The following is a 24,160-nucleotide window of genomic DNA, read 5'->3' as shown; positions in this document are numbered from 1 at the left end:
GAATGAAAAACAGCACAAATAATGGGCGTAACAATTTCCTTCATGCGAGGAAGTAGCACAAAACGGTTGGGAAAACGGGGAATTAATTTGGCGGCGGACGCCAATACAAGGCACGCCGGGAACGCAGCTGAGTGATCGCGTTATACATTGTTTTTTCCTCAGTAACGGGATAATTCCCAGAAAACAATCGTAGTGGACGAAGACGCGGGCTTAGATAGGGACGCCAATAAAAAGTTCAAGATCCCACTACACAAAAATATTAGTAAAAATTTTTATAAACAGTTAGCACGGAATAAATATTTATTATTAAAACAATAACTTGAATCCTGCCGAGGTAACCCTAGATAAGAAACGTGATCGGTGTCGCGTGCGAGCCATCACCTATTAATTGTTTTTATTTTCTATCGCTTCCTACGGAGGATATTTTATGAACGCAATTGATCTCTCTCCCCTCTATCGCAGCACCATAGGTTTCGACCGTTTAGGTGCATTGTTAGATACAGCTCTACGCGCCGATCAAAGCGCGGCTGGCTATCCACCTTACAACATCGAAGTTACCGGCGAAAACCGCTACGGCATCACCCTGGCGGTGGCGGGCTTTGAGCAACACGAGTTGGATATCCAAACCGAGCGCGGCGTACTGACTGTGCGCGGTAAAAAAGCCGAAGACAGTAAAGAGGAGCGCAAGTATCTGCATCAGGGCATAGCCACACGCAGTTTCGAGCGCAAGTTCAGCTTGGCCGACCACGTAGAAGTGACCGGTGCCCAACTCAATAACGGCTTGTTAAGTATCAGTTTGGTAAAAGAAATTCCGGAGGCGATGAAACCCAGAAACATCGCCATTAACAACACCGGAAACTTGATCCAACACAATGCGGATACCAGCAAAGCCGCTTAAGGTATACAGCGGGGGCAATTGTTTTGCTCCCGCTGATTTACTCAATTGATTGAGCAGTGATGACATCTTCTTTGCGATATTTGCTTTGCGATAGGAGGCATTTATGAACCTGCAACAACTTAACCCCTGGAATTGGTTTACCCATGAAGAAACCAATAAAACATCCACTATTCCCGTAAAACGTAATCTGGAAAAAAACGAGGAGAAAACCGCTCCAAACACAGCGCACCCGATGCTGCAATTGCATCGTGAAATAGATCGATTGTTTGATGATGCATTTCGCGGTTTTTCGCTGCCGGCATTCAACGCCCGCTGGCCAGACGACGGCATTTTCAGTGCAGCTGGCTTCCAAGCCAAACTGAATGTAGCAAGTGATGAGAAGGCATATCACATCAGCCTGGAAGCGCCCGGTCTGACCGAAAAAGATATTACCCTTGAGCTCAATAAAGGCGTGCTCACCATTCGTGGCGAGAAGAAAGAAGAATCTGAAACGAAAGATCGCCATTACTATCGCGTTGAGCGCAGTTACGGCAGCTTCCAACGCGTGCTGGCGCTGCCCGATGACTGTGACCAGAGCAGTATCAACGCGAGCATGAAAAATGGTGTGCTGGACATTAGTGTCGCGCGCAAGGCGTTGCCAGCCAGTGAGACCAAACGTATCCCCATCAACTAACGCGTTTTAATGCACCTCCTCTGCCGCAGCCTTGGCTCAATTGCGGCAGGGGCTTTTTTATCCGCAGGACTCATCGAATCTGACGCAAAATCGCGTAAAATTCACCGCGAACTTTTCCCGAATTGATGCCCAACTGCTGGATGACACCATGACTGCTGCGTTAACCCCCACTTTGCAACTCGCCACCGACCTGATCCGCTGCCGCTCGGTAACCCCTGAAGACGACGGCTGCCAGGAAATGATGATTAAACGCCTTGAAGCGATTGGCTTTAAAACCTCGCGTTTACGCTTTGGCGAAGTGGATAACTTCTGGGCCATTCGTGGTGATAGCGGCCCTCTTCTCGCTTTTGCGGGCCACACTGATGTAGTACCGACAGGCCCCGAGGCCAACTGGAAAAACCCTCCCTTTGAGCCGCAAATTATTGATGGCATGTTGCATGGCCGCGGTGCGGCCGATATGAAAGGCTCGCTCGCATGTATGGTGATAGCCTGCGAAAACTTTATTGCGCAACACCCTAACCATAAAGGCCGTATTGCATTTTTGATCACCAGTGATGAAGAGGGCCCATCAATTAATGGCACCGTGAAAGTGGTGGAATGGCTGGAAGCGCAAAACACCAAAATGACTTGGTGTATTGTGGGTGAGCCTTCCAGTACTAAAGTAGTCGGCGATGTGATTAAAAATGGTCGCCGTGGTTCGCTCGGCGCGATTTTGAAAGTGAAAGGCATCCAAGGTCACGTTGCCTATCCACACCTGGCCGATAACCCTATCCATAAGCTCGCCCCTGCCCTCGCCGAACTTGCCGCGGAGCATTGGGATAATGGCAATGAATTTTTCCCGGCAACCAGTTTCCAGGTATCCAATATCAATGGCGGAACCGGCGCTACTAACGTGATTCCCGGTGAAGTAGAAGTGGTATTTAATTTCCGTTTTTCTACAGAATTGACTGAACAAATCTTACGTGAGCGCACCGAAGCGATTTTGAACAAGCACAAGGTTAACTACGACCTGCAGTGGATTTTAAGCGGCCAACCGTTTTTAACACCGCGCGGTGATTTGGTGAATGCCGTGGTGGATGCGATTAAAGTAGAAACCGGACTGGATACCGAATTATCAACTTCCGGCGGTACTTCCGATGGGCGTTTTATTGCCCCCACAGGTGCACAAGTGGTTGAGCTTGGTCCCATCAATGCGACTATCCATAAAGTTAATGAATGTATTAGTGCCGAGGATTTGAATAAGCTGACTAGAATTTATGAGCGCACACTGGAGAAATTGCTAGTGTAAACAAACGGATCTGCTGATAAACACACAGCAAATAATCCAGCATAATAAGGCGAGCGATGCTCGCTTTATTCCATCCGAATGCTTCACATAATTTTTGATTATTAATCCATTAAAACTCCACGCAACTTATCCACACTTACCTTCTTCTGCAAAATTAATAATGCACACTTTTTTATAATTACAATCCCGCTTTTAATCTGCCCCCTTGTCGCTTAAATCACCATAACTAAAAACGCACTACAGGATTGAAGCGTCAATTTGATGGCATCAACTACAAAATAATAATTAAACCCGTTGAAAACGTTAAGAAATTTAGATTTGTCATAGTTCTTGCTGATGCTTGTGTGACTGCCGCAAAAATGTCGAATTTTTGAACATATTTAAGCGAGCAGTAACAAGCCCACCTTTGCTCTTCAAGCAATTTTTGTCATTCAGCATTTGAAAGGAAGATGAACATGACTACCTCTTTTTTCAGCGAAGTATTGCGTATTCCCGGTGCCAAAGTCTTGAGTCGTGAAGAAGCGGCTTTTCATTACGGAGCAGATACCGGCGCAAGCCAACGTTTGCCCGCCGGTGCCATTGTCATTAAAGAAGTGGATGCAATTCAGGAAGTATTAGCACTCGCCAATGAATTTAAAATACCGCTCTGGCCAATTAGTGGCGGACGCAATTTTGGTTACGGTACTTCGCTACCCGTAGACAGCCGCAGTTTTATTGTGGATTTATCGCAACTGCGCCGCGTATATATCGATGTGCAATCCTCTACCGCATTAATTGAACCGGGAGTTACCCAAGCGGATTTACATGCGGCGATTAAAAAAAGCGGTGCGGATTTATTAGTTCCCACCACCGGCGTTGGCCCCAACGGCAATATTCTCGGCAATGCACTCGACGGCGGTTATGGCTTAACACCCATTACCGATCACTTTGATGCCATCAGTGAATTGGAAGGTTACTGGGGCAACGGCACCGAGTTTCGCCACACCTATCAGGATTTAAATTGTCCCGAGATGGCCAAGCGCTGGAATGCGGGCACCGGTTATTCATGGGCGGGATTATTACGGCAAGGTAATTTCGGAATAGTCACCAAAGCGCGCGTGCAATTGGCTCGTTCACCGGAAGCTACCCGAATTTTAGTCTTCGAATGGAAAACCAATGACGCTTTTATCAATAGCCAATCCGAGCTAAACAAACTTGCAGAAGATATCCCCGGTATCGGCGGTATTATTATGATGAATGATTGCCGCATTCTCTCCACTCAAGTCGATACGCCTTTAGCATCGCTCCTAATGGGTGAGGCGCGTGCAAATTATTTAAAACGACTTGCGAAAGAACGAAAAATTTCTGCCTGGACAGGATTGGGAACCTTATACGGTTCACGTGCGGCAGTTGCTGGTTCTGTAAAAGATATTCGCCGCCGGTTAAAAAATTGTCGCGTATGGAGTTTTAGCCCGAACCAAATTAAACAGCTGCAAAAGATCCAGAATTATTTACCACAATGGGGTCTCTCATCCTTGCGCCGTCACTTTGGTGCACTGGTGAATACTCTCGGCACTGTTGAAGGTTATCCGATCGTTGCGTTTTTAAAAATTGCTTACGCACTCGACCCCACCGCAAAAAAACTCGATGTGCATTCGCATCCCGCTAAAGATGGCGCTGGTATTTTATGGTATGCACCGCTGGTGCCTTTTACATCCGATGAAGTAGAGCGCTATCGCACAGTAATGAGCAAATGTTTAACCGATAATGGATTTGATCCGCTGCTCGCCGTAACTTCACGCTCATCGCGTACACTGTCAGGCACGATTCCAGTGTTGTTTGATCGTAAAAACCCTGAAGATGTCGCGCGCGCGAAAAACTGCTATCGCCAATTGGTAAAAACCGGCTTGGAAAATGGTTGGCCACCCTATCGCCTGGGTATTGATTATATGGATATGATCGCCTGCCCTGCCGATTCACCCAGCGCACAAGTGCAACACATATTGAAAAAGGCACTGGATGAAAATGAAGTGATCGCATCTGGCCGTTATGAGCACGTTAAACCAGTTGCACCTTTTGTTCCTGCAGCCCCCGTCAAGGAAATGGAAAAAATTGCAGAGGCGGAACACAAGACTACCGAACCACAGCTCGACTACACCAAGGTATTCGGTTCCCGCTTGATTGAAACCGAATCTACCGAAGTGTAAGTACTAAATAACTAAGACCTGACAATAACGACACGAGAAGGAATTTCTCATGAACAGAATAATTGCCCAGCGCATCAGGGATGATGCTCTTGCCAACCTTGCCGCTAATCTGCTTTTTTATCCAGATTGACAATCAACAAGCTACCGGTAAACCGCTTGGGCTCCAGACAGTACCAGGTATGCATATCACAATCCCAACGCTCGTAGCACTTATCCACTAATTTTAAAAACGGGCTGCGCCCCGGATCGGCTAATACCAATTTTTTTACACCCGCGCTCGCGGCACGCTTAAGCATTGCAAACCATTCATCGGTCAATTCATCCCAGAAACAAATATCGCCACCGACAATTACATCGTATTTGCTCAAGTCGGCTTTTTTCATAGAGGCCATTGCTCCCTGGCGGGTTTTTACAGCAACACCATTGAGTTCGGCTTGTACATCCAAAAAAGCAAACACTTCATCGTCCACGTCCAAACCGGTAACGCCGTGGCCGCTGTTAGCCAGGTAAATGGAGGTGGGACCCCAGCCGCAACCCACATCCAATATCCGGCTTTTTTTCTTGAGCGGGTTATGGGTAAAGTAATCCATCAACAGGTAGCTTGAATCCCAATGTTTATCGCCATGTACACTTGGGCTGCGCTCTTTTTTGAGGCTTTTAATTTCCCGGCTTTTTTCGGTGTACAACCAAATTCCGTAAGTGTGATAGGTGTTCTTGGCAGGTGGGGCTAATAGTTCTGGCACTGTGTCATCTCACTCGTAAAGGGCTTGGGGAGAGTTCGCTCAATAACGTCGGAATTCTATGACAAAATTAAGACACTTATGTGACCGCTGGCCACAAAACATCACGGAGAGTTTATTTTTAATGATGCAAAAGCACTAACAAAAAAGCCGCAGAAGATTCTGCGGCTTTCATTACTCATTACATTTTACTTCACACGCACAGACGCACATCGCCGGGAGATGAGTAAAGAGCATAAACCCATTAGCAGCAAGAGTGCGATATTGGATTCAGAGACTCTCAGTAATGGCTCACCAGATCCGAACAAGAATAAATTAGACAAACCACCACCCGTACCCGAAATTCTTTCATAAGAAAAGTAACCCGAGATTTCACCCGGTGTAATCAACCAGGCAAATGCATCAGGATTACCACCACCGTGACCAACATGCATGGTGATCACCGCACGACTGTAGTTATCCCAAAAAGAATCCGCGATATACCACTGTCCTTCGACATCAACGCCCCAGCTATCTGCAACGACAGTGAACAAATCATTTGCACCCGATCCGGTAAGCTCACCTTCTTTGACCCAAGGATCGCCGAGATCGTCGTAAAGCGCATCTATTTGGGCAGGTGAATTAAGGTTTACCGAGTTAAGTGTCTTGCATTCAATCGCATCACTTAATATGGCAACTCGCTGATTGTCCGGCAGGCATGTAATTTCACCGCCAAAAGCAGATAAGGCGGACCAGCCAGTTACCATAGTTAATGCCACAAATTTCCACAGAAGTTTCAACTGGCACTTCTCCTTCAAAGACCCATTAATGTGAGAAAAGCATCACATACCTATAGGCAATTTAGGTGCCACTAGCTTAAAAATACGCTCAAGTCATTGTTTCTATTAGGCACCCATATCGACAATATGGCACCTAAAACATCAAATGTGTTCATTTTATCGACAAATTGGCACCTAAAAAACGTCAATAAACTGACTGCATTAATAGGTCACCCACAAGACCATGTAGGCGATGCATCTCTGTAGCCGGGTTTTGATCGCCGTGCTATTTTTGCCGCGCTGCTATTTCGAGTCACACACCATGATGAAACGCGTTATTTTCTGGCCCTTATTTTTTACCTGCCAACTGATAGCACTCGCATTAGTGAGTTGGCATTTACTCGCGCAATACCATTTTGCTTATCCCGTTGGCTATAAGCTGTTGCATCTGGATAAACACATCGCAGACTTTGCACCGCAGAATCGATACAAAGATGATTTTGAATGGACGACACCTGCGGAGCACTGGCGTCTGTTTGGTGAGATCAGCGATGCAGTGCAAGCCAGTGGTAAAGGCTTACGCGAGATTAGCTACCATTTAAAAAACGGCGAAACCACAGCGTTAATGCATGAGGCAGAAATTATTCATTTGCAAGATGTGGCAAACCTCATCGACGTGTTTTATGTAACGGGCACAATGTGTTTATTGGTATGGATCGGACTGATTTTTTTCGCACACCACCAAAAATTAAAACTCCCGCCCGTAAAAAAAGTTCTACTCGGATTTTTAGCAGGCTTTGCAGCCATCACTACAATTGTCCTGATCATTGGTCCTACCGAAGTATTTTATTGGTTTCATGTGCAGGTATTTCCTGATGGGCATCAGTGGTTTTTTTATTACCAGGATTCATTGATGACCACCTTGATGAAAGCGCCTGATATTTTTGCTTTTATTGCCACACTCTTACTTTTATTACTTATTGCACTATGGTCTGCGAGCCTATATGGCATGAATCGCTTACTGCGCTTTACCCCACAACAACAATCTAACACCAAGGCCAGGAAGCGATAATGTTTAAGCAGTTCTCAACTTTGCCATGAGATCTAATTTATTAAGCTAGCGTTAAGCGAAAAAGCGCCCATACTGGCCGCACCTGCTGTAAATACAGCTGTTTACGTTAGCGAGGATGATCTTATGAACAAATCGATGATTATGGGTACTGTACTGGGTTTGGGTGTAGCCACCATGGGTGGCGCCATTGCTGGTTATCAATACGTAAAAGAGCCAGATCACGCCAAAGTGCTCAAAACCCTTGCAGTGACCAAAGAGATAAAAATACCGCACGAAGAATGCGTTGAGAAAACAGTGGTACGTCAAAAACCGGTGAAAGATACCAACCGCATTGCCGGTAAGGTGTTAGGCGCAGTCGTTGGTGGAGCCCTAGGCAATCAGGTAGGCGGCGGCAACGGTAAAAAGGTAGCGACAGTTGCAGGCGCAGTTGCAGGCGGTTACGCCGGCGATAAAGTGCAAGAAAACATGCAGAAAGGTGACACTTACACTACAGTCGAGCAAAGCTGCAAAACGGTATACGAAACCCGTGAAGAAATTACCGGTTATGATGTTACCTATCGCATAAAAGACAAAGAAGAAGTTGTGCGTATGTCTTACGATCCCGGTCAAAAAATTCCGCTGCAAAATGGTGAGTTAGTATTGAACCAACCTACCTCAACCACTAAATAATGAGTAAAGCTCCCAAGCGCAATGCTTGGGAGCTTTTTTATCCTTTTGAAACCCTGTAGCTACGCAATTTAAAAAACGCCCAACTAAACAATCCCAAAATAACCGCTACAAAAAATGGTACTTGCCACAGTAATGCACTGCGCAGTGCTGCGCCTTCTGGCGTATCGGGAAAACTGGCCAGCAAACCGGAAAAACCTAAGCTGAATAAACCGTAGCCCAAATTAAAAATTAATCCTTTAACTGACAGCACGGTTGCGCGCCGCGATGAATCTGCCTCTTCATGCAACACGCGGCTAACGGTAAAACCGAGAAATCCCATCATCATCATTAAAAATAATGTCGGCACTACACCATAGATTGGCCAAGCGGGCACCAATACCACCAAACCAATCAGTGTCATTACTGCAACCAAGCCCAAATTCGCCAACATGCCAAAACGCGCATTTAACTGTTTAGCTATCCCAGGGACAAACCAACCGAGTAAACCCATGGCTGCACCAAAAAAACCATAGGTCCATTCCGGCAAATCAATCAGCCGATAGTAACTACTGGTGATGGTTGCGAAATTGCGCACGATGGAATCCAGCGCAACGCCAATTAAAATAACCACCAACGTTTTGGGATTGGTAAACACCCAACGTGCAGTTGAAAGGGTGAGATGAAAAGCATGGGATAAAGTCGAACCCGCTGCCGCGTGAACCGGCTCAACCATCCGCCAGGTAATAAATAAACAAGCCAGCGCTTGCATCAGCACCAATAACACCGGCAATCGATGAGCCGTCTCACTACTGATGTGAAAGCTCGCGGGAAGAATAGAATTAATTGTATCCGCATCATAAAGCACACCGCCGATAATCATCGCCAGCACAAAACCTACCGAGCGCCAACGCATGGCATGGGCAAGCAAGTGATCCCAGGCACTGGCGCGATTTTCTGGCGGTAGTGAATCATAAGCGAGCGCCTCATCTGCCCCACTCGCGCAGGCTTCTGACAGCCCGGAGCAAATACGGTTGATTACACACATTATAAGCAACAGCATTCCCCCATCGCGCGGCGCGATCAGCAAGCACAGCATTTCAATCACCATCAATACTGATGCCGTCATCAATAATGTTCTGCGCCCAATCGTATCCGCCAAAGCACCCGAAGGAACTTCAAATAAAAAAATCGTCAGCGCCCAAATCAGATTGAGCATCACAAACTGATCGAGCGTTAAACCCAAGTCGATAAATAAAATTGCCAATACCGGATAGTAAGCACGCGCGGTAAAAAAAACGGTGAAAGTGACAAAGCGATTGGCGTTGCGGGATAGGTCTTGGGGCATGGCAGTTGGCCTACAGAGAATACAACAATGATGACAGAAACTTTCATTACCTACAGATTAACTAAAACGCCTTGCTTGGCACTCTGCTCAGCCGCCAACAACAACTCAACGCCCAACAAAGACTGCTGCGGCAAAAATGCCAGTGGGGCCTTGCTGTTAATCGCATCCACAATATTTTTATAATAATGCTCGTAGTAACCGCGTTGACCAGGAATGATCGAGCGTGTCGCTTCGCCATTATTGTGAACATGCAAAATACCGTAGTTATCTTCACCGGGTTGCGCCCAGCCTGTCATGCCGGGAATAACGCCACGCATCATTTGACTCTCTTGAACATCTTGCCCGAATTTTAAAAAGGAACCTTTATCGCCGTGAATGGCAACGGTAGCTCCCTTTTCACTAACGTAGGTACTGGAGCGGAGAATGACACGCATGTCAGCGTAGTGAAAACACACATTAAAATAATCAGTCGAACCTTCGGCGCGGCGCAGGCTGCGCATATCGGCGTAGACAGCGTTCGGTTTTCCGAATAGGCACAGCATGGAATCCACCATGTGAATACCCAAATCAAACCAGGTGCCGGAACCGGGCAGATTATCTTCCTTCCATTTTTTGTGAGTGACGTTAGTGCGATAGCGGTCGTAATGCCACTCCACTTCAACGATGCGCCCCAACGCACCTGATTCGATAACTTTTTGCGCATCCAAATGATCACTTTCCAAACGTTTATTTTGAAAAACAGAAAGGATTTTTTGTTGGCTATTTGCCAGTGCGATTAATTCATTGCCTTCGTCGATATTTAAGGTAAAAGGTTTTTCTACCACGACATGTTTACCGGCTTGCAGTGCCGCTTTGGTCATTGGGTAGTGAAGTTCGTTGGGCGTATTGACTACCACCAAATGGATATCCGGATTCGCCAGAATATCTTCAAAGGTTTTTACAATAGCGACCTGCGGGTAATCAACTAATGCAGTGGGCTCACTGCGCTGCAATATAGTGTGAAGTTTCAAACCTGGTTCAGCGGTAATCAGCGGGGCATGAAACACTTTGCCTGACATACCATAAGAACAGAGAGCGACATTAAACATAATATTTTCCGGCTATTAGGAATTTCAGGCGTGAATTTTCACTCTGTACGCGCACGCGGTTTTAATTTGATATAAACGCGCCGTTTTACACGCGCAACTAAATGTCCGTGATCATCCTTAATTTCAACCAAAAATTCCGGCACATATTTATCGCCATTGGCTGTTTTTGCGCGTATATCACTAAGGATTTCATCGTTAATCACAAAGTGCGCATGCACGTGGGTTTTACCGGGAGCGATGTAATCTATCTCGGCGTGTTTATCCCATACAAAATAATCGCGCCCGAGATTGTTCATGATCATCAACATGTACCAGGGGTCAGTCATAGACATCAAGCTGCCGCCATATTGCGTACCGACATAATTGCGGTTATACCAGCGTAACTTTAAGGTAACGCGTACTTCGCGGTAATCCGCGGCGAGATAGGTGATCTTGATAGCGGAGAAAAATAATGGTGGCCATAAATTGACGATGAATTTAAACAGACCTGCTTTCATTTTTTCCAATCTCACTCGTAAAGATAGATTTGATAAGATCTTGATGAGTATTTAGTGAAAAAACCCATTTGTGTTGGGCTATATTTAAAGCACCCTCTTACGCGGGATAATGACTACGCCATCATCACGACAATCAACATAGGCACTGATGCCGTAAACCTGTTCCAAATTTTCCGTAGTTAATACGTCAATCGGTTGACCATCGGCAACAATTTTTCCGTGATGCAATAGCACCAACCGCGAACAAAAACGGGCGGCCAAACTTAAATCATGCAGTGCCGCCAAAACAGCTCCGCCCTGCTGCGCGTGTTCAGCAAGCAATTCCATCATATGCAACTGATGGTAGGGATCGAGCGCAGCGATGGGTTCGTCAGCGAGAATAATTTGCGGCTCACCAGCAAATACGCGCGCCAGCAAGGTGCGCTGCAACTCACCACCGGAAAGCGTAGTCACGATCCGCTGGCGTAGCGATTGCAACTCAGTGATCTCAAGCGCGCGCTCAATGGCCCGCTTATCGCGTTCCGATTTGCCACTCATGGGTTTATGCCAGGGTGCACGCCCCAAGCCAACCAAATGCTCAACTTGCAAGGGCCATGCGGGCGTTTCCTGTTGCGGCAAGTACGCCAACAATTGCGCGCGCTCTCGCCCGGAAAAATCGTTTAGCAATTTTTGCGGATGAACTTCGTTCGATAAATAAATCTGTCCGGAATCGGGCTGCTGTAATCCCGCCATCATCCGCAAGAGTGAACTTTTACCAGCGCCGTTGGGGCCGATCAACCCGACTAATTCTCCCTGCGATAAAGTTAAATCTGCATTATCCAGAATGACATTGCCATCGCGCGCAAAAGAAACCTGTTGGGCACTCAATGTTGTTGTCATCATGCCCACCGTGAACGGGTTTTTAAAATTAATAACAAAAAGAACGGGCCACCCAATAACGAAGTCACTACGCCCAGCTTTAATTCGCGCGCACTGTCAAACTGCCGTACCAGAATATCGGCAAGCACTAATAACAAAGCGCCGCCAAGTGCACTGGCAAACATCAAGCGACCGGGTCTATATCCTACAAAGGGACGTAACAAATGCGGCACAATTAAACCGATGAACCCGATACTGCCACTTACCGCAACGCACGCGCCGACACCTATCGCAATACCGAATAACAAAATGCCTCGCTCACGGTGATTATCAAAACCCAGCGAGCGCGTACTCTCTTCGCCCAAGCTCAATGCATCCAGAAAACGGCTGCGACTGAGCATTAACAACCAGCCAATTATCGCCAATGGTAATGCGATACTAACGTGATCCCATTGACGATTGGCAAGTGAACCCATCAACCAAAATACAATTTCCTGCATCGCATATAAACTCGGTGCAAAATTTAATGCGACAGCAATTAATGCACCGGTGATTGCACTCATGGCCACGCCCGCAAGAATTAGCGCAAGCATACTGCTGTGCATGCCCGCCAATAGATAAACCAATACCAATGATAAGAGCGCACCGATAATCGCTGCGCTTGGCAACCAATACCACGCCGTAGCTGCAGCACCAAAATACAATACGCACACAGCGCCAAAGGCGGCACCACTGGTAACACCGAGAACGCCGGGATCAGCAAGGGGATTGCGTAACAAACCTTGCATAGCTGCGCCAGCCATGCCGAGCGTTGCACCGACAATAATCGCCAGCAGCAAACGCGGAATACGAATTTGCCCGAGGATGGTTGCACCCAAACTCTGCTCACCACTCCACATATCCACAAAAGATTGCAGAACCGGGATATCGGCCGCACCGCTGTTCAGCGCCAGAGCAGCAGTGGCAAAAATGGCGATGACCAAAACGATCACTACCTGCAGAAATGAAATTTTGATTTGCAAATTCACCTCGGGATAAATTTATTTCGCTAGTTCTTGTTTTAATGCAATTGCAACATCACCCAACACTGATGCTGCGCAACCCGACAAGCCTGCCGGTAAACGGACAATTTTGAATCCTGCATTTGCTAACGCCGGATGCGCCAAATATTCACGCGCTAATGAAAAAGCTTCTGCATTGCCCTCTTCGATAATTAATACTTGTGGTTTGGAACTGAGCAGCAATTCCAAATCCAACTGATTAAAACCAAACATGCCACGCTCCGCTGCTAGATTACGCAAACCGGCGAGCAGCATTAATTCATGCTCCAGAGTTCCATCACCAATCACCACACCATTTGATGAATACCAAAACGCCGTCAGTGGTTGTTGAGTTTTGTTGGCTGCCTGTAACTCGGCGACTTGCGCACTGCTTTTTTGCGTGATTGACAAGGCTTTTGCAGTAGCACCTACCAATTCACCCAATTGCAAAATTTGGGTGTTGATATCCTCAAGCTTGCGCGGTAAAGGTAATCGCGTAACCGGGTGCCCCAATCGTTCGAGTAATGCGATGGCGTCGGGCGCATCAAACTCACCCGCAAAAATAACATCGGGTTTCAAAGGCACAATTTCTTCTGCGAGGCCATGATTGAGTGGTATTCCTTTTACTTGCGCAGCGATGGGTGACCACATAGGGTTTGCAGTCAGGTAACTGATTGACACCAACCGCTCGTGCGGTACTAATTCCCAGAGTAATTGATCGATACAGATATTGAGTGACGCAATTCGCTGCGGAGCTGTTTGTGTTGTTACCGCTGTTTGTGAAAAACAAAAGCTCGACAAAATAAAAAACAAAAAGCCCATCGCAAGCAGGATGGGCTTTTTGACCGCAGTAACTATTTTCATCTTAAAGCGGATTCAACCAGGCCGCACCGCGCACGCCGCTGGAGTCGCCATGCACCGCAGGAACAATTGGAGTATCGCACTCGCTCCCGAATACATATTTGGGTAAGAGTTTGGGCACTTCAGTGTAAATCGCCGCGATATTGGAAGCGCCACCGCCCAGTACAATCACATCCGGGTCCATCACATTAATGATGCACGCTAAACCACGCGCGAGTTGATCGAAATAATCGGCGAGGATTTTTTGTGCAATCGCTTCACCCGCTTGCGCGCGCTCCACAATTTCATGCCCTTTGATTTTTTCACCAGTTGCTAACTGATAAGAAAGACACAAACCAGTACCGGACAAAAACGTTTCCTGACATCCCGCCTTGCCGCAGTAACAAGGGCGCGCATTTAACTCGGCATCACTTGTCCAGGCCAACGGATTGTGCCCCCACTCACCCGCTACACCATTGGGTCCGACAATCGGCCTACCCTGATAGGCAACTCCCGCACCGCAGCCAGTACCGAGAATACCTGCGAACACCAGATCATAACCACGACCAGCACCATCAGTGGCTTCGGAGACGGCAAGGCAGTTAGCATCGTTAGTGACTTTGACATCGCGCATTAAAAACGCTGATAGGTCTTTTTGGAAAGGTTTGCCGTTAAGCCAAGTTGAATTGGCATTTTTCACCCAACCAGTTTTACGCGAAATTGTGCCCGGAATACCTATCCCGACCGGCAACAGGGTCTCGCCTGCGGCCACCTCAGCTTGCGCCACCAAACCGGCGATATCGCGCAGGGTTGCATCATAGTCGTCGCGCACTGTGGGAATGCGCGTGCGGAACAGCTCCTGGCTACGGCCATTGAGCAGGATCACCTCGGTTTTAGTGCCGCCGAGATCGATACCAATACGAAAATCTGTCATATGAATCAGCCTGTTATCAAATCTGGCGGGATTATAGGTGCCGCCCCTTGCCCGAGGCAAATAAGCACCTCAGGTAAATTCAATAATGGCGAAACGGCCGCCAAGGACTACACTCAAAAACAGGCCTATCCGCAACCTGGATAAGCCCATCAGTTACTGAAAGACCACTTGCGACTAAAAGCACACAATATGACCGATACAAGAAAAACAGCCGCCGCCCATGAGCGCCGCAAATTTAGCCGCATCCTGTTTGATGCGCATGTTGAACTCGCGCAAGGTGAATTTCACTGGCGCGCCAGCCTGCTCGATATTTCACTCAAAGGTTTGTTGTTACAACAGACACTGCCGGTGGAAGTAGTCCATAGCGAACCGATCCTGGTGAAAATCTTGCTGTCCGACAACACCAGCATCGCCATGTCTGTGACGGTGGCGCACCAACATCATAACCAAACCGGTTTGATGTGTACCTCCATTGATATTGATAGCGTAAGCCATTTACGCCGCTTGATTGAATTGAATTTAGGCGATGCATTGGCAGCAGAAAGGGAGCTGTCTGAATTAATCAGTGATTACTAAATCAGCCTTTGGAGCCAACGCCAGGATGGCTCCACAGAGAATCCCGACCAGCGGAGCCAACAAAAATAATGAGCGAAGAAAAAAAGCCGGACGATTTAAGCGATGAAGACAAGCGCAGACATCCGCGCTTTCCGTTACGTGCTTATGCCGATTTACAGTACTCCACAAAAAAATGGGAAGCACATGTATTGGATCTCTCGGAGTCCGGCGCACGCTTGGCTATTTTGGGGGAACACCTACTGCAAAAAGGCGACCCGCTGCGCGTGCATATCCAATTGGAAGATATCAACCTGCTCACATCGCCCAAAAAACAACTCAGCCTGCATGGCCGGCTAATCCATGTACGCGAGCATCTTTTAGGGTTTGAATTCCAACCCGACACGCCCGTTGATAAAACATTGCTTTATGAATTATTAACCCAGATAGAAAACGGTCACTAAACAGTAAGCCCTTATATGCAACACGCTGTATTTTTTTATGCATGCTTGTGCCTGTTATTTCTTTTTGCCCATAACAGCACGGCGAGCGGCATGACCAATGACGTGCTGCAGATCACGCTGCCCAAAGCAGGCTCACTTGAACCAGAATCGACCAGCCGTTTTTACGAACAGGCATTGCGCTTGGCTCTGGAAAAAACCCGCCACGCGTCTGAACGTATCCAATTTAATTACCACATGCACGACGTAAGGCGCGAGCGTGCACGCCTGTTAGTGAAAAATGGCACACTGGATATTATCTGGAGTAGTAGCAATAAAAAGCGCGAGACAGAACTCATGCCCGTTAAATTTAATTTAATCCGCGGCATCAATGAATATCGGTTGTTGCTAATTCGCGCAGATGATCAACCGCGCTTTGAACAAGTGAAAAATTTAGCTGATCTACAGAAATTTAAAATTGGCAGCGGAACCCACTGGAGCGATACCGGCATTTACCGTTTTAATGGTTTGCCTCTGGTGACCGCCTACTCCTACGAACCTATGTTTCGTATGTTAAAAGTCAAACGATTTGATTACATGGCGCGCAGCATTCAGGAAGTGAATTATGAATTGGAGCATTACGGAAAATCGGGACTGACCATTGAAAAAAACCTGGCAATTCACTACCCACAACCGATTTACTTTTTTGTGAATCACGACAACCGCGATTTAGCAGAACGCATTCAACGTGGATTGGAAATTGCCCGCGATGATGGCAGCCTCGATGCGCTATTTTTTAGTATCCCCAACTTCAAGCAGGCCTGGGAGCAGCTGCAGCAGCTCAATCGCAAAGTGATTGAGTTGAAAGCGCCTGAATGATTTTTACCTAGAGTGCGTTCAGCGCTTCTTGCAAATTTTTTACTGCAACCACTTCAATGCCCAGATTCTTTTCACGCGGGGCATTGGCAAAAGGAACTATCGCACGTTTAAATCCATGCTTGGCTGCTTCGCGCAAACGTTCATGGCCACTGGGCACCGGACGGATTTCACCCGACAAACCCACCTCGCCAAACACAATTAAATCCTGCGGCAAAATGCGGTCACGAAAACTGGAGACAATTGCCAGCAACACGGCTAAGTCCGCACTGGTTTCCATCACCTTCACACCACCAACCACATTCACAAATACATCCTGATCACCCACCATAATGCCGCCGTGGCGATGTAATACGGCAAGCAACATGGCGAGACGATTTTGGTCCATACCTACGGCCACACGCCGCGGATTGCCCAAGTGGCTGTCATCTACCAAGGCTTGTATTTCAATTAACAGCGGACGTGTGCCCTCCCACATCACCATCACCACTGAACCAGATGATGCATCTTCCGCCCGTTGCAAAAAAATCGCTGAGGGATTATTTACCTCGCGCATGCCCTGCTCGGTCATCGCAAATACACCCAATTCATTCACCGCACCAAAACGATTTTTATTTCCGCGCAGGGTGCGGAAGCGGGAATCGTTATCTCCCTCTAACAAAATGGAGCAGTCGATCATATGTTCCAGTACTTTAGGACCAGCAAGCGAGCCGTCTTTAGTGACATGCCCCACCAGAATTAATACGGTGCCGGTTTGTTTTGCAAACCGGGTTAGATACGCCGCACTTTCGCGCACTTGTGATACCGAACCGGGAGCGGAAGAAATGTCTTCCATGTGCATGACTTGGATGGAATCAATCACCATAACTTTGGGCGCAGTCTGTTGCGCAATCGTGCAAATACCTTCCACACTGGTTTCACTGAGCATTTGCAATTGATCCGTGGGTAACCCCAAACGTTGCGCACGCATCGCTACCTGCTGGAGCGACTCTTCACCAGTGATGTAAAGCGCTGGCATAGTGCGCGCAAGGTTGCACAGGGTTTGCAATAAGAGTGTGGATTTTCCGGCGCCGGGATTTCCGCCAATCAACACCACCGAGCCGGGCACAAAACCGCCGCCGAGTACACGATCAAACTCTCCTGCTCCGCTGCTAAAGCGCGGTACATCATTGAGTGAAATTTCGGCGAGGGTTTGGATTTTATTGCCTGCTGCACCACCGGCATAACCTTCAAACTTTGCTGAACGGTTAGCGGGCGTTGGGCCCAAGCGCACTTCGCTTAAACTATTCCACACACCACATTCAGTGCACTGCCCTTGCCATTTTTTATAATCGGCTCCGCAGTCGTTACAGACAAATGCACTTTTGGTTTTTGTACTCATTAATTATCCCTAGGTGGAATTATTTCTTTTCGCTGGTTAATTTTAAATACGCGCCCAAACCTACCAACAGTGCCACTGCAGCAAACAACATAAATACGGCAGAATTCAAATGGGTGGCATCGCCGAGCAAGGATTTAAACATCAGCAGCAAAGATTCAATCGATACCGCAATTACAATCGCCGACATAAACCGCGCAATGGTGCGGCGTGTGGAACCTGTGTGGTGAATGTCTTTGTGCAGCAACACTTCTTCTTCGAGGATCGTTTTACCCAGATCAAAAATCGCCAAGCCCAAAGTCACTAAAATAACCGATTGGAACGCTTGGGTAGCGGTATTGGTATGTTCGTGGATCATCTCATAAAGCGATTGCCCCGCCGAAAATAACAAGAGCATGGATACCAACACCAGCATGATACCGATCACACCGTAAATCACCTGGAACAATGGATGCACCACGCGGCGCAAACTGTCGCCATTCAAAAAGGTGATCAGTTTTTCCAAATTAAAATTGATCACCAAATAACGCGTTGCATTATCGGCATCCACAAAACGTTGCACTGCGGAAATCGCCAACTGGTGAGTGGCGCTGGAGAGATAAGGCTGGGTTACGGTTGCAGTCGCAGTGTTATCGCGCGCGAGTGTGTAATAAACACGATTGCTGCGATCAGAGCCAAAACCTGGCTCGCGGCGTTTGGGGTCGGGTACTGTGGGCGACGCGGCAGACTCGGTGGTTTGTATACCTTTTTCGTCGAGACAATAGAGCAACTCTACAAAAGGATAAGAGAGATGCAAACGTTTAACGACTTCATTCAATTGCTCGTGCGAGGTTTCCAATTTATTGGGTGACAATGAAGTCACAATGGATTCCAGCAACCGTTCGATTTGGACCTGGTACTCATCGTATTTTTTAAGCAGGTATAAATAATTGCGTGGGGTCATATTACACACTCATCAACACAGCGGGGCTGCAAAACGGGCAGCAGTTTACCCTAATCTAATAGCAGTTATTGCGCCATCACCGCGTAAATTCTGGTGTAAAAAATAAACCCCGGCAAGCCGGGGTTTATGTAAACAGAACAACAGGAAACTAATTAATCAGTTTGCAGGCAGTTCAATATTGCCCGGTGCACCGCCACCCACGGCAACACCACCGTTATTCAATACAAATGTGACCACCTGGGTTTGCAACTCCGCCGTTACCTGAGGTGCACCACCCTCCGGGCGCAACAGCGAAGAGTGACCGCCCGCCGTGTGTTTCACATAACCGCGTCCCAACTGGGCGCTACCCAACCCTAATTGCGAGGCATTGAGAAGAGATGCCATCGCAGAGGTACCGGTTAAAGGGGCGCTGGCAGCGCTATTGGGTATCACTGCATCATTGTTAATTTGCTGCACCAACGCGGGCACGCCTAAGCTAGCCAGGGTTTGCATATAGTTCACTGGGTCGCCCGCATCCATCGCACTCTGCGCGGCGTAGAGGAAACGCTCGTAGTTGCTGGTACCCACGTTGACGCCACTAGCGGCCAAACCGCCATTGATGACCGGGGTAAAGGTGGCTGAATTCACCAGAACCTGAGCCACTTGAGTACCTGCTGCACTGGTTACGATCCCGCGGATGGGATTGAGGTTTGAAGGCAAGCCTACCTTGCCATCATTGGCGATAGCCAGTTGGTTCACAGTAGTAAACACGCTGCCCAGAATGCCTCCAAGCGATACACCGACCACATACACACGGTTCAAATCCAGACCGGTAGTGACTGACTTCAACATCTCCGTATTAACACCGCTGAGGCTGGCATTGAGATTGAGTAAATCCATCACCGCCTGACGATTGTTGTCGCGGGTATTGGTCAGGTAGCCAAGGTTAATAAACTGCGCACCTGAGCCATCCGTTGTACCGGGAGTATCAAAGTTCATAGGAGCTGGTGCACCGCCGGAGCCAGCGACGTTGAAATGGCGTTCGTGCGGAGCATTAGCACCATAGAGTGCAGTAAAGGGAATCGACTTACTCTTTTCCACATTCAATACATTGACTAGTGCACTGTTGGCTGGAACACCATGAACCGGCAAATCGATCGCAACAGTGGCGATACAACGACTAGCGAGAGTATGGCCAAGCGCCAATACCGACGCACGGTCACTGGTAATACCGTGCACATAGATCACTGTGGGATAGCCGGTTGCAGCGTAGATCTGGCCGCAATTCGCGGCGCCTGCATAACCGGGAACCCAGTTATCTTGTGGCAGCGTGACTTGCAGGGGCACAGATTCATCGCCGGTTTTCGCGGCAAATGGATAACGATAGGTGACGTTATAGCTGCCATCTACATCGGTAGGTACGGTTACCCCCAGAGCACCAGCAAGGGTGAGGTCCGGCTTCCAACTGCGTTTTAAATATTCGCCAAACGGCAAGCCCGCAGCGGCGGTTTGGTAGTAAGGAAGCTTGATATAACCGGTATAAAGCTTGCCAACATTGGCAGCAAGCGCAGGGCTAAAGGTATTGAAATCGATACCGGTAAGCCCTGATACACCCAGATCACGTTTTTTCGGGGTGGATAGCAGCCCTGCCGAATCTAGACCCATAGCATTGGCAACTGCTGTGGCTGGCGCAACTCCCGCTGTGATTTGGGTGCTGGCAACGGCCGCACGCGGCGATGCCATAGCGACCAAACCGGTGACCGGGTCGGTTGTGGTGAATGTATAGGTCAGCACCAACTTTTCTTTTGCCGCCGCCGCTGTTAGTTGGCCACCGCTCACTGCAGACAAAAATCCACTGGCAAGAGTTTCCCAGCCGACAATCGCGTTACGCACAGGAATCAGCTTACTGAGAGTTTCATAACTGGGATCGCGCAGGGCATTATAAGTCCAGGATCGAGTCAAGGATGCGCCTGCCGCATCTTTGAGATCAGTTGTTAGAATTACCAAATACTTAGTTTTGGGTTTGAGCGGTTTGGTTGGACGGACCCTAATAACATTATTAGTGCCTCCATCTTGTGAAACCACAACGGCATCAAAATTGGCCAACCCAGTTACACCTACGATATTTTTGGGATCGAGAGCGTCTTTACCACCGGTATTTAACTCAACGAGGAAAACAGTTTTGGATGCAATAACCGACGCGGGATTGACGCTGGCATTCAACAACACATCAAAAAAGGCAGAGGTGGAGAAGCCATCGAGCTGATTCAAAGTTGCACGGACAGGATCAGTCGCTACGCCAACATCAGCAGTTCCATCAATACTACCTAGCGGTGTACCTGTTGGTGTCGCAAACACTATGTCAGTGTTGAAAGGGATATCGGAAATGACCGGATCAAAACGCGGATGAGTCCCCGCTACGTAAGCATCAGGGCCGGAAGGTACCGGCGCTTTCTCGGTATCGCTGCCGCCGCCACAACCGTGCAAGGCCAATAATGAAACCGTGAGGGACGATAATAGGAGCTGGTTCGACTTATTTTTCATGGTGACTTCCTGGGCAGACGTTATGGGAATTATGTAGAAAGTGTAGCCAGATTTTTACAAGGCGCGAGTTTGTAATGTACAGAATTATCCTTGCAGGCGGGATCTTATCCAAACCCACAAACAAAAAAAGCAAACCACTTCTGGTTTGCCTTTTCAGAACAGTAAAGACAGTGCCTTTTAGATGCGGATTATGGGATAAGTTTATAAACCCGGCGCGGAACTATCTAGGTTATGGACGATTTATAGGAATTGCTTCGCTACAAATTTATAGGAATAGTTTATAAAAAATTCCATGCCGCGATTCTAAATCACCAAATCTCAACTGCCGCAGCAAAAAAGAGAAAATAGGCACTGCTATGCTTTAAGCACCCGAAGTACAAGTTATATCCATCAACGTAACATATTGTTTTCATAATCTTTTCCGTGGACTACAAATGAAAAAACCGCCCGAAGGCGGTTTTTACGTCCCAGACAAGAGCCAACTTAATGACGCCTGCTAGGGATGAGTTGTAGGTTCATCATATGGATTTGTGGTTTTAATACTAATTGCCAATTTATATTGATCATAATTGATCAATTAAATCCGGCAACTCATTAAACGATATGAGGCATATCTGAGCTCCTAAATTTACCATCAAGTCCCTTCCGAATAACCAGGTCTTTATTCCCTATAATCCTATGTAGGAAAATGCAATCTGATTGTACAGTGCAAATATTGTGAAATTTAACTCGTGTTAAAACGCTAGTTGACTTATGGGTAATCCAAAAGAGTTTTCAAACAACCTGAATTGATTGGACATTGCCGGCAGTCGATTATCAGCATTTTGCTACAGGGTGATAAGAAACCGTCGACTTTGTTGATTGAATTCAATGTGTTAACGTCACGTTTTTAAACAAATGAAAAGGAGATTCAAACTGTGCTGATTTTGGCTCGATACGAAGCGGAGGAGATTCATTTGCACACAAATGAGGGGTTGGTAAGAATTAAGGTGACCAGCGTCAGCCCCCAATCGCGATTGGTTCGTTTGGGCATAAATGCCCCAGATTCTATTGATATTGTTCGAGCCGAGATTGACATTCTGGATCCGTCTCAGATTAAGCTATAATGGACGCTCGATCTCGCGTATCGCGCTCTCGCTGGTTGATATCGAAATCAACATTTCGATCTTTGACTTTGGCTGTTGCTCGGGAGGATGATCCATATCTGTAGAGCCGCCCATGCTTGGGTGCTCTCTCAGGAATGGAGCGTTTACATTTCATGGAAAAAGGGATTTGTTATTCAACGTGTCAGTGTTGAGATAATCAGCTATTGAAGTCTGGAATGCGGTTCATTCTGATATCCCTATCCTTAAGGTGAAACCTGTGTCCGATATGAAAGACCAACTTGATGCTCTGCTAGCACGTATTCGTTCTCCAAATACCCGCAAAGCAGGCGAGGCTTTTTTCTCTGCCGATCCATTGGATTTATCTGTTACATACTCACCAGACAATTTCGTTAGGCTTGATGCTCAGCCCGACCCCAAGCCGACTAACCCTCCCAGTAAGAAATCGTAACCTTTAGCAGAGTATCCTCTTGAGCAGGTCACTGACGTAATTTTTCCCCTAGCCCTGCAAAAAAGGCGGACAATAAAAAACTGCCACCCTTTTCAGTGAGCATTAAGAAACATTCAAAGCCCCATGTCGGCCAAGAATAGACATACAGATTTCAACTACAAAATCATCTTAAACCAGGAGATGTGTCAGTAGCTAGCGCGATGAATTTATAACACTCTCAAGTGAATTTTCATCACTCATGTTCTTCGTCGCCCGTACGTCTCTTAAAAAAACCTTTGGAGGAACCAACGGTTTTTTTAACAACAGAAATAATTCCTGGCCGATCTACGAAGACTGATACCTCATCCCCCGGCTCAATGCCAGCTAAGAGACACAAATCGATAGGCAATGTGACTTGTCTTTTGGAACTTACTTTTGACATAAGCACCTCTTTAAATACTGGCTCACTCATCGAATCCGAAATTAAAGAGCAAGATTTTTGATATAAGGTAAAACATATGTAACACTTTATTTACGGAAAAAACAGATAACTGAATCCGCTCCTCTTATCGCAGTTCGGCCAATTTCGGACATTGATATCTCCAGCGGTCAACCTTCAAATCATTCTTAAAACCCAGCCTGAAATTCCGCTTTCGTAATTTGCCTCTGTTATAGCCATTGGATTCATCGTCAGGCCAACTAACGTTAGAAATTATGTTGTTATGACGGCTTTCCAAAACGTTTTTGTAATACAATGCGTGCCCATTTTACATTTTCTTTGAAATCAAAAATACTTGGCTGGTTTTCAACATAAAAGGCAGCTTCAAACCCAAAACTTGCAAATGCGTTAATGGTAGAAGATACGTCGGTAGGATAAACTCTTGTACCCATTCCTGGTGGACCATTTCTTAATGAAATTGCGCATCGACCTCCCGGTTTAATAATTGACGAAAGGCACGCTATTGAAACTGCTCGTTCTTCCTCATTGAGATGATGCCAAACCCCTTCAATTAAAACAAAATCAAACATTTCATCATGTGGATTTAAGCA

At 47.1% G+C, this 24,160-nt stretch carries 25 protein-coding genes and 1 pseudogene; 12 read left to right on the top strand and 14 right to left on the bottom strand.

Annotated elements, in window-relative coordinates; genetic code table 11:
* The first annotated feature begins 427 nt into the window (after positions 1–427).
* The 5 genes and pseudogenes from B4E62_RS00655 to B4E62_RS21360 all read left to right on the top strand — a co-directional run bounded on the left by B4E62_RS00655 (position 428) and on the right by B4E62_RS21360 (position 4,737).
* Positions 428–898 (top strand): Hsp20 family protein, encoded by a 471-nt coding sequence (locus B4E62_RS00655; RefSeq protein ID WP_310071600.1) that lies wholly within the window; start codon positions 428–430, stop codon positions 896–898.
* Positions 899–1,001: 103 nt separating this feature from the next.
* Entirely contained in the window at positions 1,002–1,571 is a 570-nt protein-coding gene (locus tag B4E62_RS00650; RefSeq protein ID WP_331350678.1) for an Hsp20/alpha crystallin family protein, read from the top strand.
* A 148-nt stretch (positions 1,572–1,719) separates the two neighbouring features.
* Positions 1,720–2,859, top strand: coding sequence for a succinyl-diaminopimelate desuccinylase (gene dapE / locus B4E62_RS00645; RefSeq protein WP_331350677.1), 1,140 nt, complete (start codon positions 1,720–1,722; stop codon positions 2,857–2,859).
* Positions 2,860–3,308: 449 nt separating this feature from the next.
* Positions 3,309–3,818: pseudogene (locus B4E62_RS21365) on the top strand (FAD-binding oxidoreductase); the annotation flags it as partial.
* 859 nt (positions 3,819–4,677) lie between these two features.
* Positions 4,678–4,737 (top strand): hypothetical protein, encoded by a 60-nt coding sequence (locus B4E62_RS21360; protein ID WP_374725272.1) that lies wholly within the window; start codon positions 4,678–4,680, stop codon positions 4,735–4,737.
* A 412-nt stretch (positions 4,738–5,149) separates the two neighbouring features.
* Here B4E62_RS21360 and B4E62_RS00635 read toward each other — a convergent pair whose 3' ends face one another.
* Together B4E62_RS00635 and B4E62_RS00630 are read right to left on the bottom strand one after the other, a co-directional pair.
* The gene (locus B4E62_RS00635; RefSeq protein WP_310071590.1) at positions 5,150–5,788 is read right to left on the bottom strand and encodes a class I SAM-dependent methyltransferase; all 639 of its coding nucleotides are present in this window, start codon (positions 5,786–5,788) and stop codon (positions 5,150–5,152) included.
* A 185-nt stretch (positions 5,789–5,973) separates the two neighbouring features.
* Positions 5,974–6,564 (bottom strand): hypothetical protein, encoded by a 591-nt coding sequence (locus B4E62_RS00630; protein WP_310071589.1) that lies wholly within the window; start codon positions 6,562–6,564, stop codon positions 5,974–5,976.
* Between the two features lie 301 nt (positions 6,565–6,865).
* On the opposite strand from B4E62_RS00630, the gene B4E62_RS00625 reads away from it, so the two are divergent.
* Together B4E62_RS00625 and B4E62_RS00620 are read left to right on the top strand one after the other, a co-directional pair.
* Positions 6,866–7,615: a DUF1461 domain-containing protein gene (locus B4E62_RS00625; protein ID WP_310071587.1), complete on the top strand. Its 750-nt coding sequence runs from the start codon at positions 6,866–6,868 to the stop codon at positions 7,613–7,615.
* Between the two features lie 123 nt (positions 7,616–7,738).
* Positions 7,739–8,284, top strand: coding sequence for a glycine zipper 2TM domain-containing protein (locus B4E62_RS00620; protein ID WP_310071584.1), 546 nt, complete (start codon positions 7,739–7,741; stop codon positions 8,282–8,284).
* Positions 8,285–8,321: 37 nt separating this feature from the next.
* On the opposite strand, the gene B4E62_RS00615 is transcribed toward B4E62_RS00620, so the two are convergent.
* The 7 genes from B4E62_RS00615 to B4E62_RS00585 form a co-directional block, all read right to left on the bottom strand.
* Positions 8,322–9,608 (bottom strand): MFS transporter, encoded by a 1,287-nt coding sequence (locus B4E62_RS00615; RefSeq protein WP_310071581.1) that lies wholly within the window; start codon positions 9,606–9,608, stop codon positions 8,322–8,324.
* A 50-nt stretch (positions 9,609–9,658) separates the two neighbouring features.
* A complete protein-coding gene (locus B4E62_RS00610) occupies positions 9,659–10,696 on the bottom strand; it encodes a Gfo/Idh/MocA family oxidoreductase (RefSeq protein ID WP_310071579.1) in 1,038 nt (345 codons plus the stop codon).
* Positions 10,697–10,734: 38 nt separating this feature from the next.
* Entirely contained in the window at positions 10,735–11,193 is a 459-nt protein-coding gene (locus B4E62_RS00605) for a DUF4442 domain-containing protein (RefSeq protein ID WP_310071575.1), read from the bottom strand.
* Between the two features lie 84 nt (positions 11,194–11,277).
* Positions 11,278–12,075, bottom strand: coding sequence for an ABC transporter ATP-binding protein (locus tag B4E62_RS00600; protein ID WP_331350675.1), 798 nt, complete (start codon positions 12,073–12,075; stop codon positions 11,278–11,280).
* On the bottom strand, positions 12,072–13,073 hold the full coding sequence (locus B4E62_RS00595; RefSeq protein WP_331350674.1) for an iron ABC transporter permease: 1,002 nt from the start codon (positions 13,071–13,073) through the stop codon (positions 12,072–12,074). Before B4E62_RS00595 ends, B4E62_RS00600 begins: the two co-directional genes overlap by 4 nt.
* Before the next feature lie 18 nt (positions 13,074–13,091).
* Entirely contained in the window at positions 13,092–13,955 is an 864-nt protein-coding gene (locus tag B4E62_RS00590) for an ABC transporter substrate-binding protein (RefSeq protein ID WP_331350673.1), read from the bottom strand.
* A gap of 1 nt (position 13,956) precedes the next feature.
* Entirely contained in the window at positions 13,957–14,865 is a 909-nt protein-coding gene (locus tag B4E62_RS00585; protein ID WP_331350672.1) for an ROK family protein, read from the bottom strand.
* 189 nt (positions 14,866–15,054) lie between these two features.
* On the opposite strand from B4E62_RS00585, the gene B4E62_RS00580 reads away from it, so the two are divergent.
* From B4E62_RS00580 to B4E62_RS00570, 3 genes are all read left to right on the top strand, one after another.
* Positions 15,055–15,441 carry a PilZ domain-containing protein gene (locus B4E62_RS00580; RefSeq protein ID WP_310071561.1) on the top strand — a complete coding sequence of 129 codons (387 nt, stop codon included), beginning with the start codon at positions 15,055–15,057 and terminating at the stop codon, positions 15,439–15,441.
* A 68-nt stretch (positions 15,442–15,509) separates the two neighbouring features.
* A complete protein-coding gene (locus B4E62_RS00575) occupies positions 15,510–15,881 on the top strand; it encodes a PilZ domain-containing protein (RefSeq protein ID WP_331350671.1) in 372 nt (123 codons plus the stop codon).
* Positions 15,882–15,971: 90 nt separating this feature from the next.
* A complete protein-coding gene (locus B4E62_RS00570; RefSeq protein WP_310071555.1) occupies positions 15,972–16,736 on the top strand; it encodes a transporter substrate-binding domain-containing protein in 765 nt (254 codons plus the stop codon).
* 7 nt (positions 16,737–16,743) lie between these two features.
* Here B4E62_RS00570 and radA read toward each other — a convergent pair whose 3' ends face one another.
* The 3 genes from radA to B4E62_RS00555 all read right to left on the bottom strand — a co-directional run bounded on the left by radA (position 16,744) and on the right by B4E62_RS00555 (position 21,577).
* A complete protein-coding gene (gene radA, locus B4E62_RS00565) occupies positions 16,744–18,114 on the bottom strand; it encodes a DNA repair protein RadA (protein WP_310071552.1) in 1,371 nt (456 codons plus the stop codon).
* A 19-nt stretch (positions 18,115–18,133) separates the two neighbouring features.
* Positions 18,134–19,054, bottom strand: a complete 921-nt coding sequence (locus tag B4E62_RS00560; RefSeq protein ID WP_310071550.1) for a hypothetical protein — start codon at positions 19,052–19,054, stop codon at positions 18,134–18,136.
* Positions 19,055–19,210: 156 nt separating this feature from the next.
* On the bottom strand, positions 19,211–21,577 hold the full coding sequence (locus B4E62_RS00555) for a hypothetical protein (RefSeq protein WP_331350670.1): 2,367 nt from the start codon (positions 21,575–21,577) through the stop codon (positions 19,211–19,213).
* A 917-nt stretch (positions 21,578–22,494) separates the two neighbouring features.
* Here B4E62_RS00555 and B4E62_RS21355 point away from each other — a divergent pair.
* Positions 22,495–22,683 (top strand): carbon storage regulator, encoded by a 189-nt coding sequence (locus tag B4E62_RS21355; RefSeq protein WP_374725266.1) that lies wholly within the window; start codon positions 22,495–22,497, stop codon positions 22,681–22,683.
* A gap of 256 nt (positions 22,684–22,939) precedes the next feature.
* Complete coding sequence (locus tag B4E62_RS00550; protein WP_310071548.1) at positions 22,940–23,131, top strand: hypothetical protein; 192 nt, start codon at positions 22,940–22,942, stop codon at positions 23,129–23,131.
* Positions 23,132–23,363: 232 nt separating this feature from the next.
* Here B4E62_RS00550 and B4E62_RS21350 read toward each other — a convergent pair whose 3' ends face one another.
* Positions 23,364–23,552, bottom strand: a complete 189-nt coding sequence (locus B4E62_RS21350) for an AbrB/MazE/SpoVT family DNA-binding domain-containing protein (RefSeq protein WP_374725265.1) — start codon at positions 23,550–23,552, stop codon at positions 23,364–23,366.
* Between the two features lie 278 nt (positions 23,553–23,830).
* Positions 23,831–24,160 (bottom strand): class I SAM-dependent methyltransferase (locus tag B4E62_RS00545; RefSeq protein ID WP_331350669.1); only part of this gene is annotated, 330 nt, incomplete at its 5' end.

The sequence above is a fragment of the Cellvibrio sp. UBA7671 genome (genome assembly GCA_002483145.1).
Classification (GTDB): Bacteria; Pseudomonadota; Gammaproteobacteria; order Pseudomonadales; family Cellvibrionaceae; genus Cellvibrio; species Cellvibrio fibrivorans.
The sequence above is the reverse complement of the archived record's forward strand: the minus strand, read 5'-3'. Positions and strand labels throughout refer to the sequence as shown.

Coding starts and splice junctions, on each gene's coding strand:
- B4E62_RS00655 (WP_310071600.1), top strand. CDS start 428: ATGAACGCAATTGATCTCTCTCCCCTCTATCGCAGCACCATAGGTTTC.
- B4E62_RS00625 (WP_310071587.1), top strand. CDS start 6,866: ATGATGAAACGCGTTATTTTCTGGCCCTTATTTTTTACCTGCCAACTG.
- B4E62_RS00570 (WP_310071555.1), top strand. CDS start 15,972: ATGACCAATGACGTGCTGCAGATCACGCTGCCCAAAGCAGGCTCACTT.
- B4E62_RS00575 (WP_331350671.1), top strand. CDS start 15,510: ATGAGCGAAGAAAAAAAGCCGGACGATTTAAGCGATGAAGACAAGCGC.
- B4E62_RS00590 (WP_331350673.1), bottom strand. CDS start 13,955: ATGAAAATAGTTACTGCGGTCAAAAAGCCCATCCTGCTTGCGATGGGC.
- B4E62_RS00555 (WP_331350670.1), bottom strand. CDS start 21,577: ATGAAAAATAAGTCGAACCAGCTCCTATTATCGTCCCTCACGGTTTCA.
- dapE (WP_331350677.1), top strand. CDS start 1,720: ATGACTGCTGCGTTAACCCCCACTTTGCAACTCGCCACCGACCTGATC.
- B4E62_RS00620 (WP_310071584.1), top strand. CDS start 7,739: ATGAACAAATCGATGATTATGGGTACTGTACTGGGTTTGGGTGTAGCC.
- B4E62_RS00605 (WP_310071575.1), bottom strand. CDS start 11,193: ATGAAAGCAGGTCTGTTTAAATTCATCGTCAATTTATGGCCACCATTA.
- B4E62_RS00560 (WP_310071550.1), bottom strand. CDS start 19,054: ATGACCCCACGCAATTATTTATACCTGCTTAAAAAATACGATGAGTAC.
- B4E62_RS00650 (WP_331350678.1), top strand. CDS start 1,002: ATGAACCTGCAACAACTTAACCCCTGGAATTGGTTTACCCATGAAGAA.
- B4E62_RS00600 (WP_331350675.1), bottom strand. CDS start 12,075: ATGATGACAACAACATTGAGTGCCCAACAGGTTTCTTTTGCGCGCGAT.
- B4E62_RS00610 (WP_310071579.1), bottom strand. CDS start 10,696: ATGTTTAATGTCGCTCTCTGTTCTTATGGTATGTCAGGCAAAGTGTTT.
- radA (WP_310071552.1), bottom strand. CDS start 18,114: ATGAGTACAAAAACCAAAAGTGCATTTGTCTGTAACGACTGCGGAGCC.
- B4E62_RS00615 (WP_310071581.1), bottom strand. CDS start 9,608: ATGCCCCAAGACCTATCCCGCAACGCCAATCGCTTTGTCACTTTCACC.
- B4E62_RS00580 (WP_310071561.1), top strand. CDS start 15,055: ATGACCGATACAAGAAAAACAGCCGCCGCCCATGAGCGCCGCAAATTT.
- B4E62_RS21350 (WP_374725265.1), bottom strand. CDS start 23,552: ATGTCAAAAGTAAGTTCCAAAAGACAAGTCACATTGCCTATCGATTTG.
- B4E62_RS00585 (WP_331350672.1), bottom strand. CDS start 14,865: ATGACAGATTTTCGTATTGGTATCGATCTCGGCGGCACTAAAACCGAG.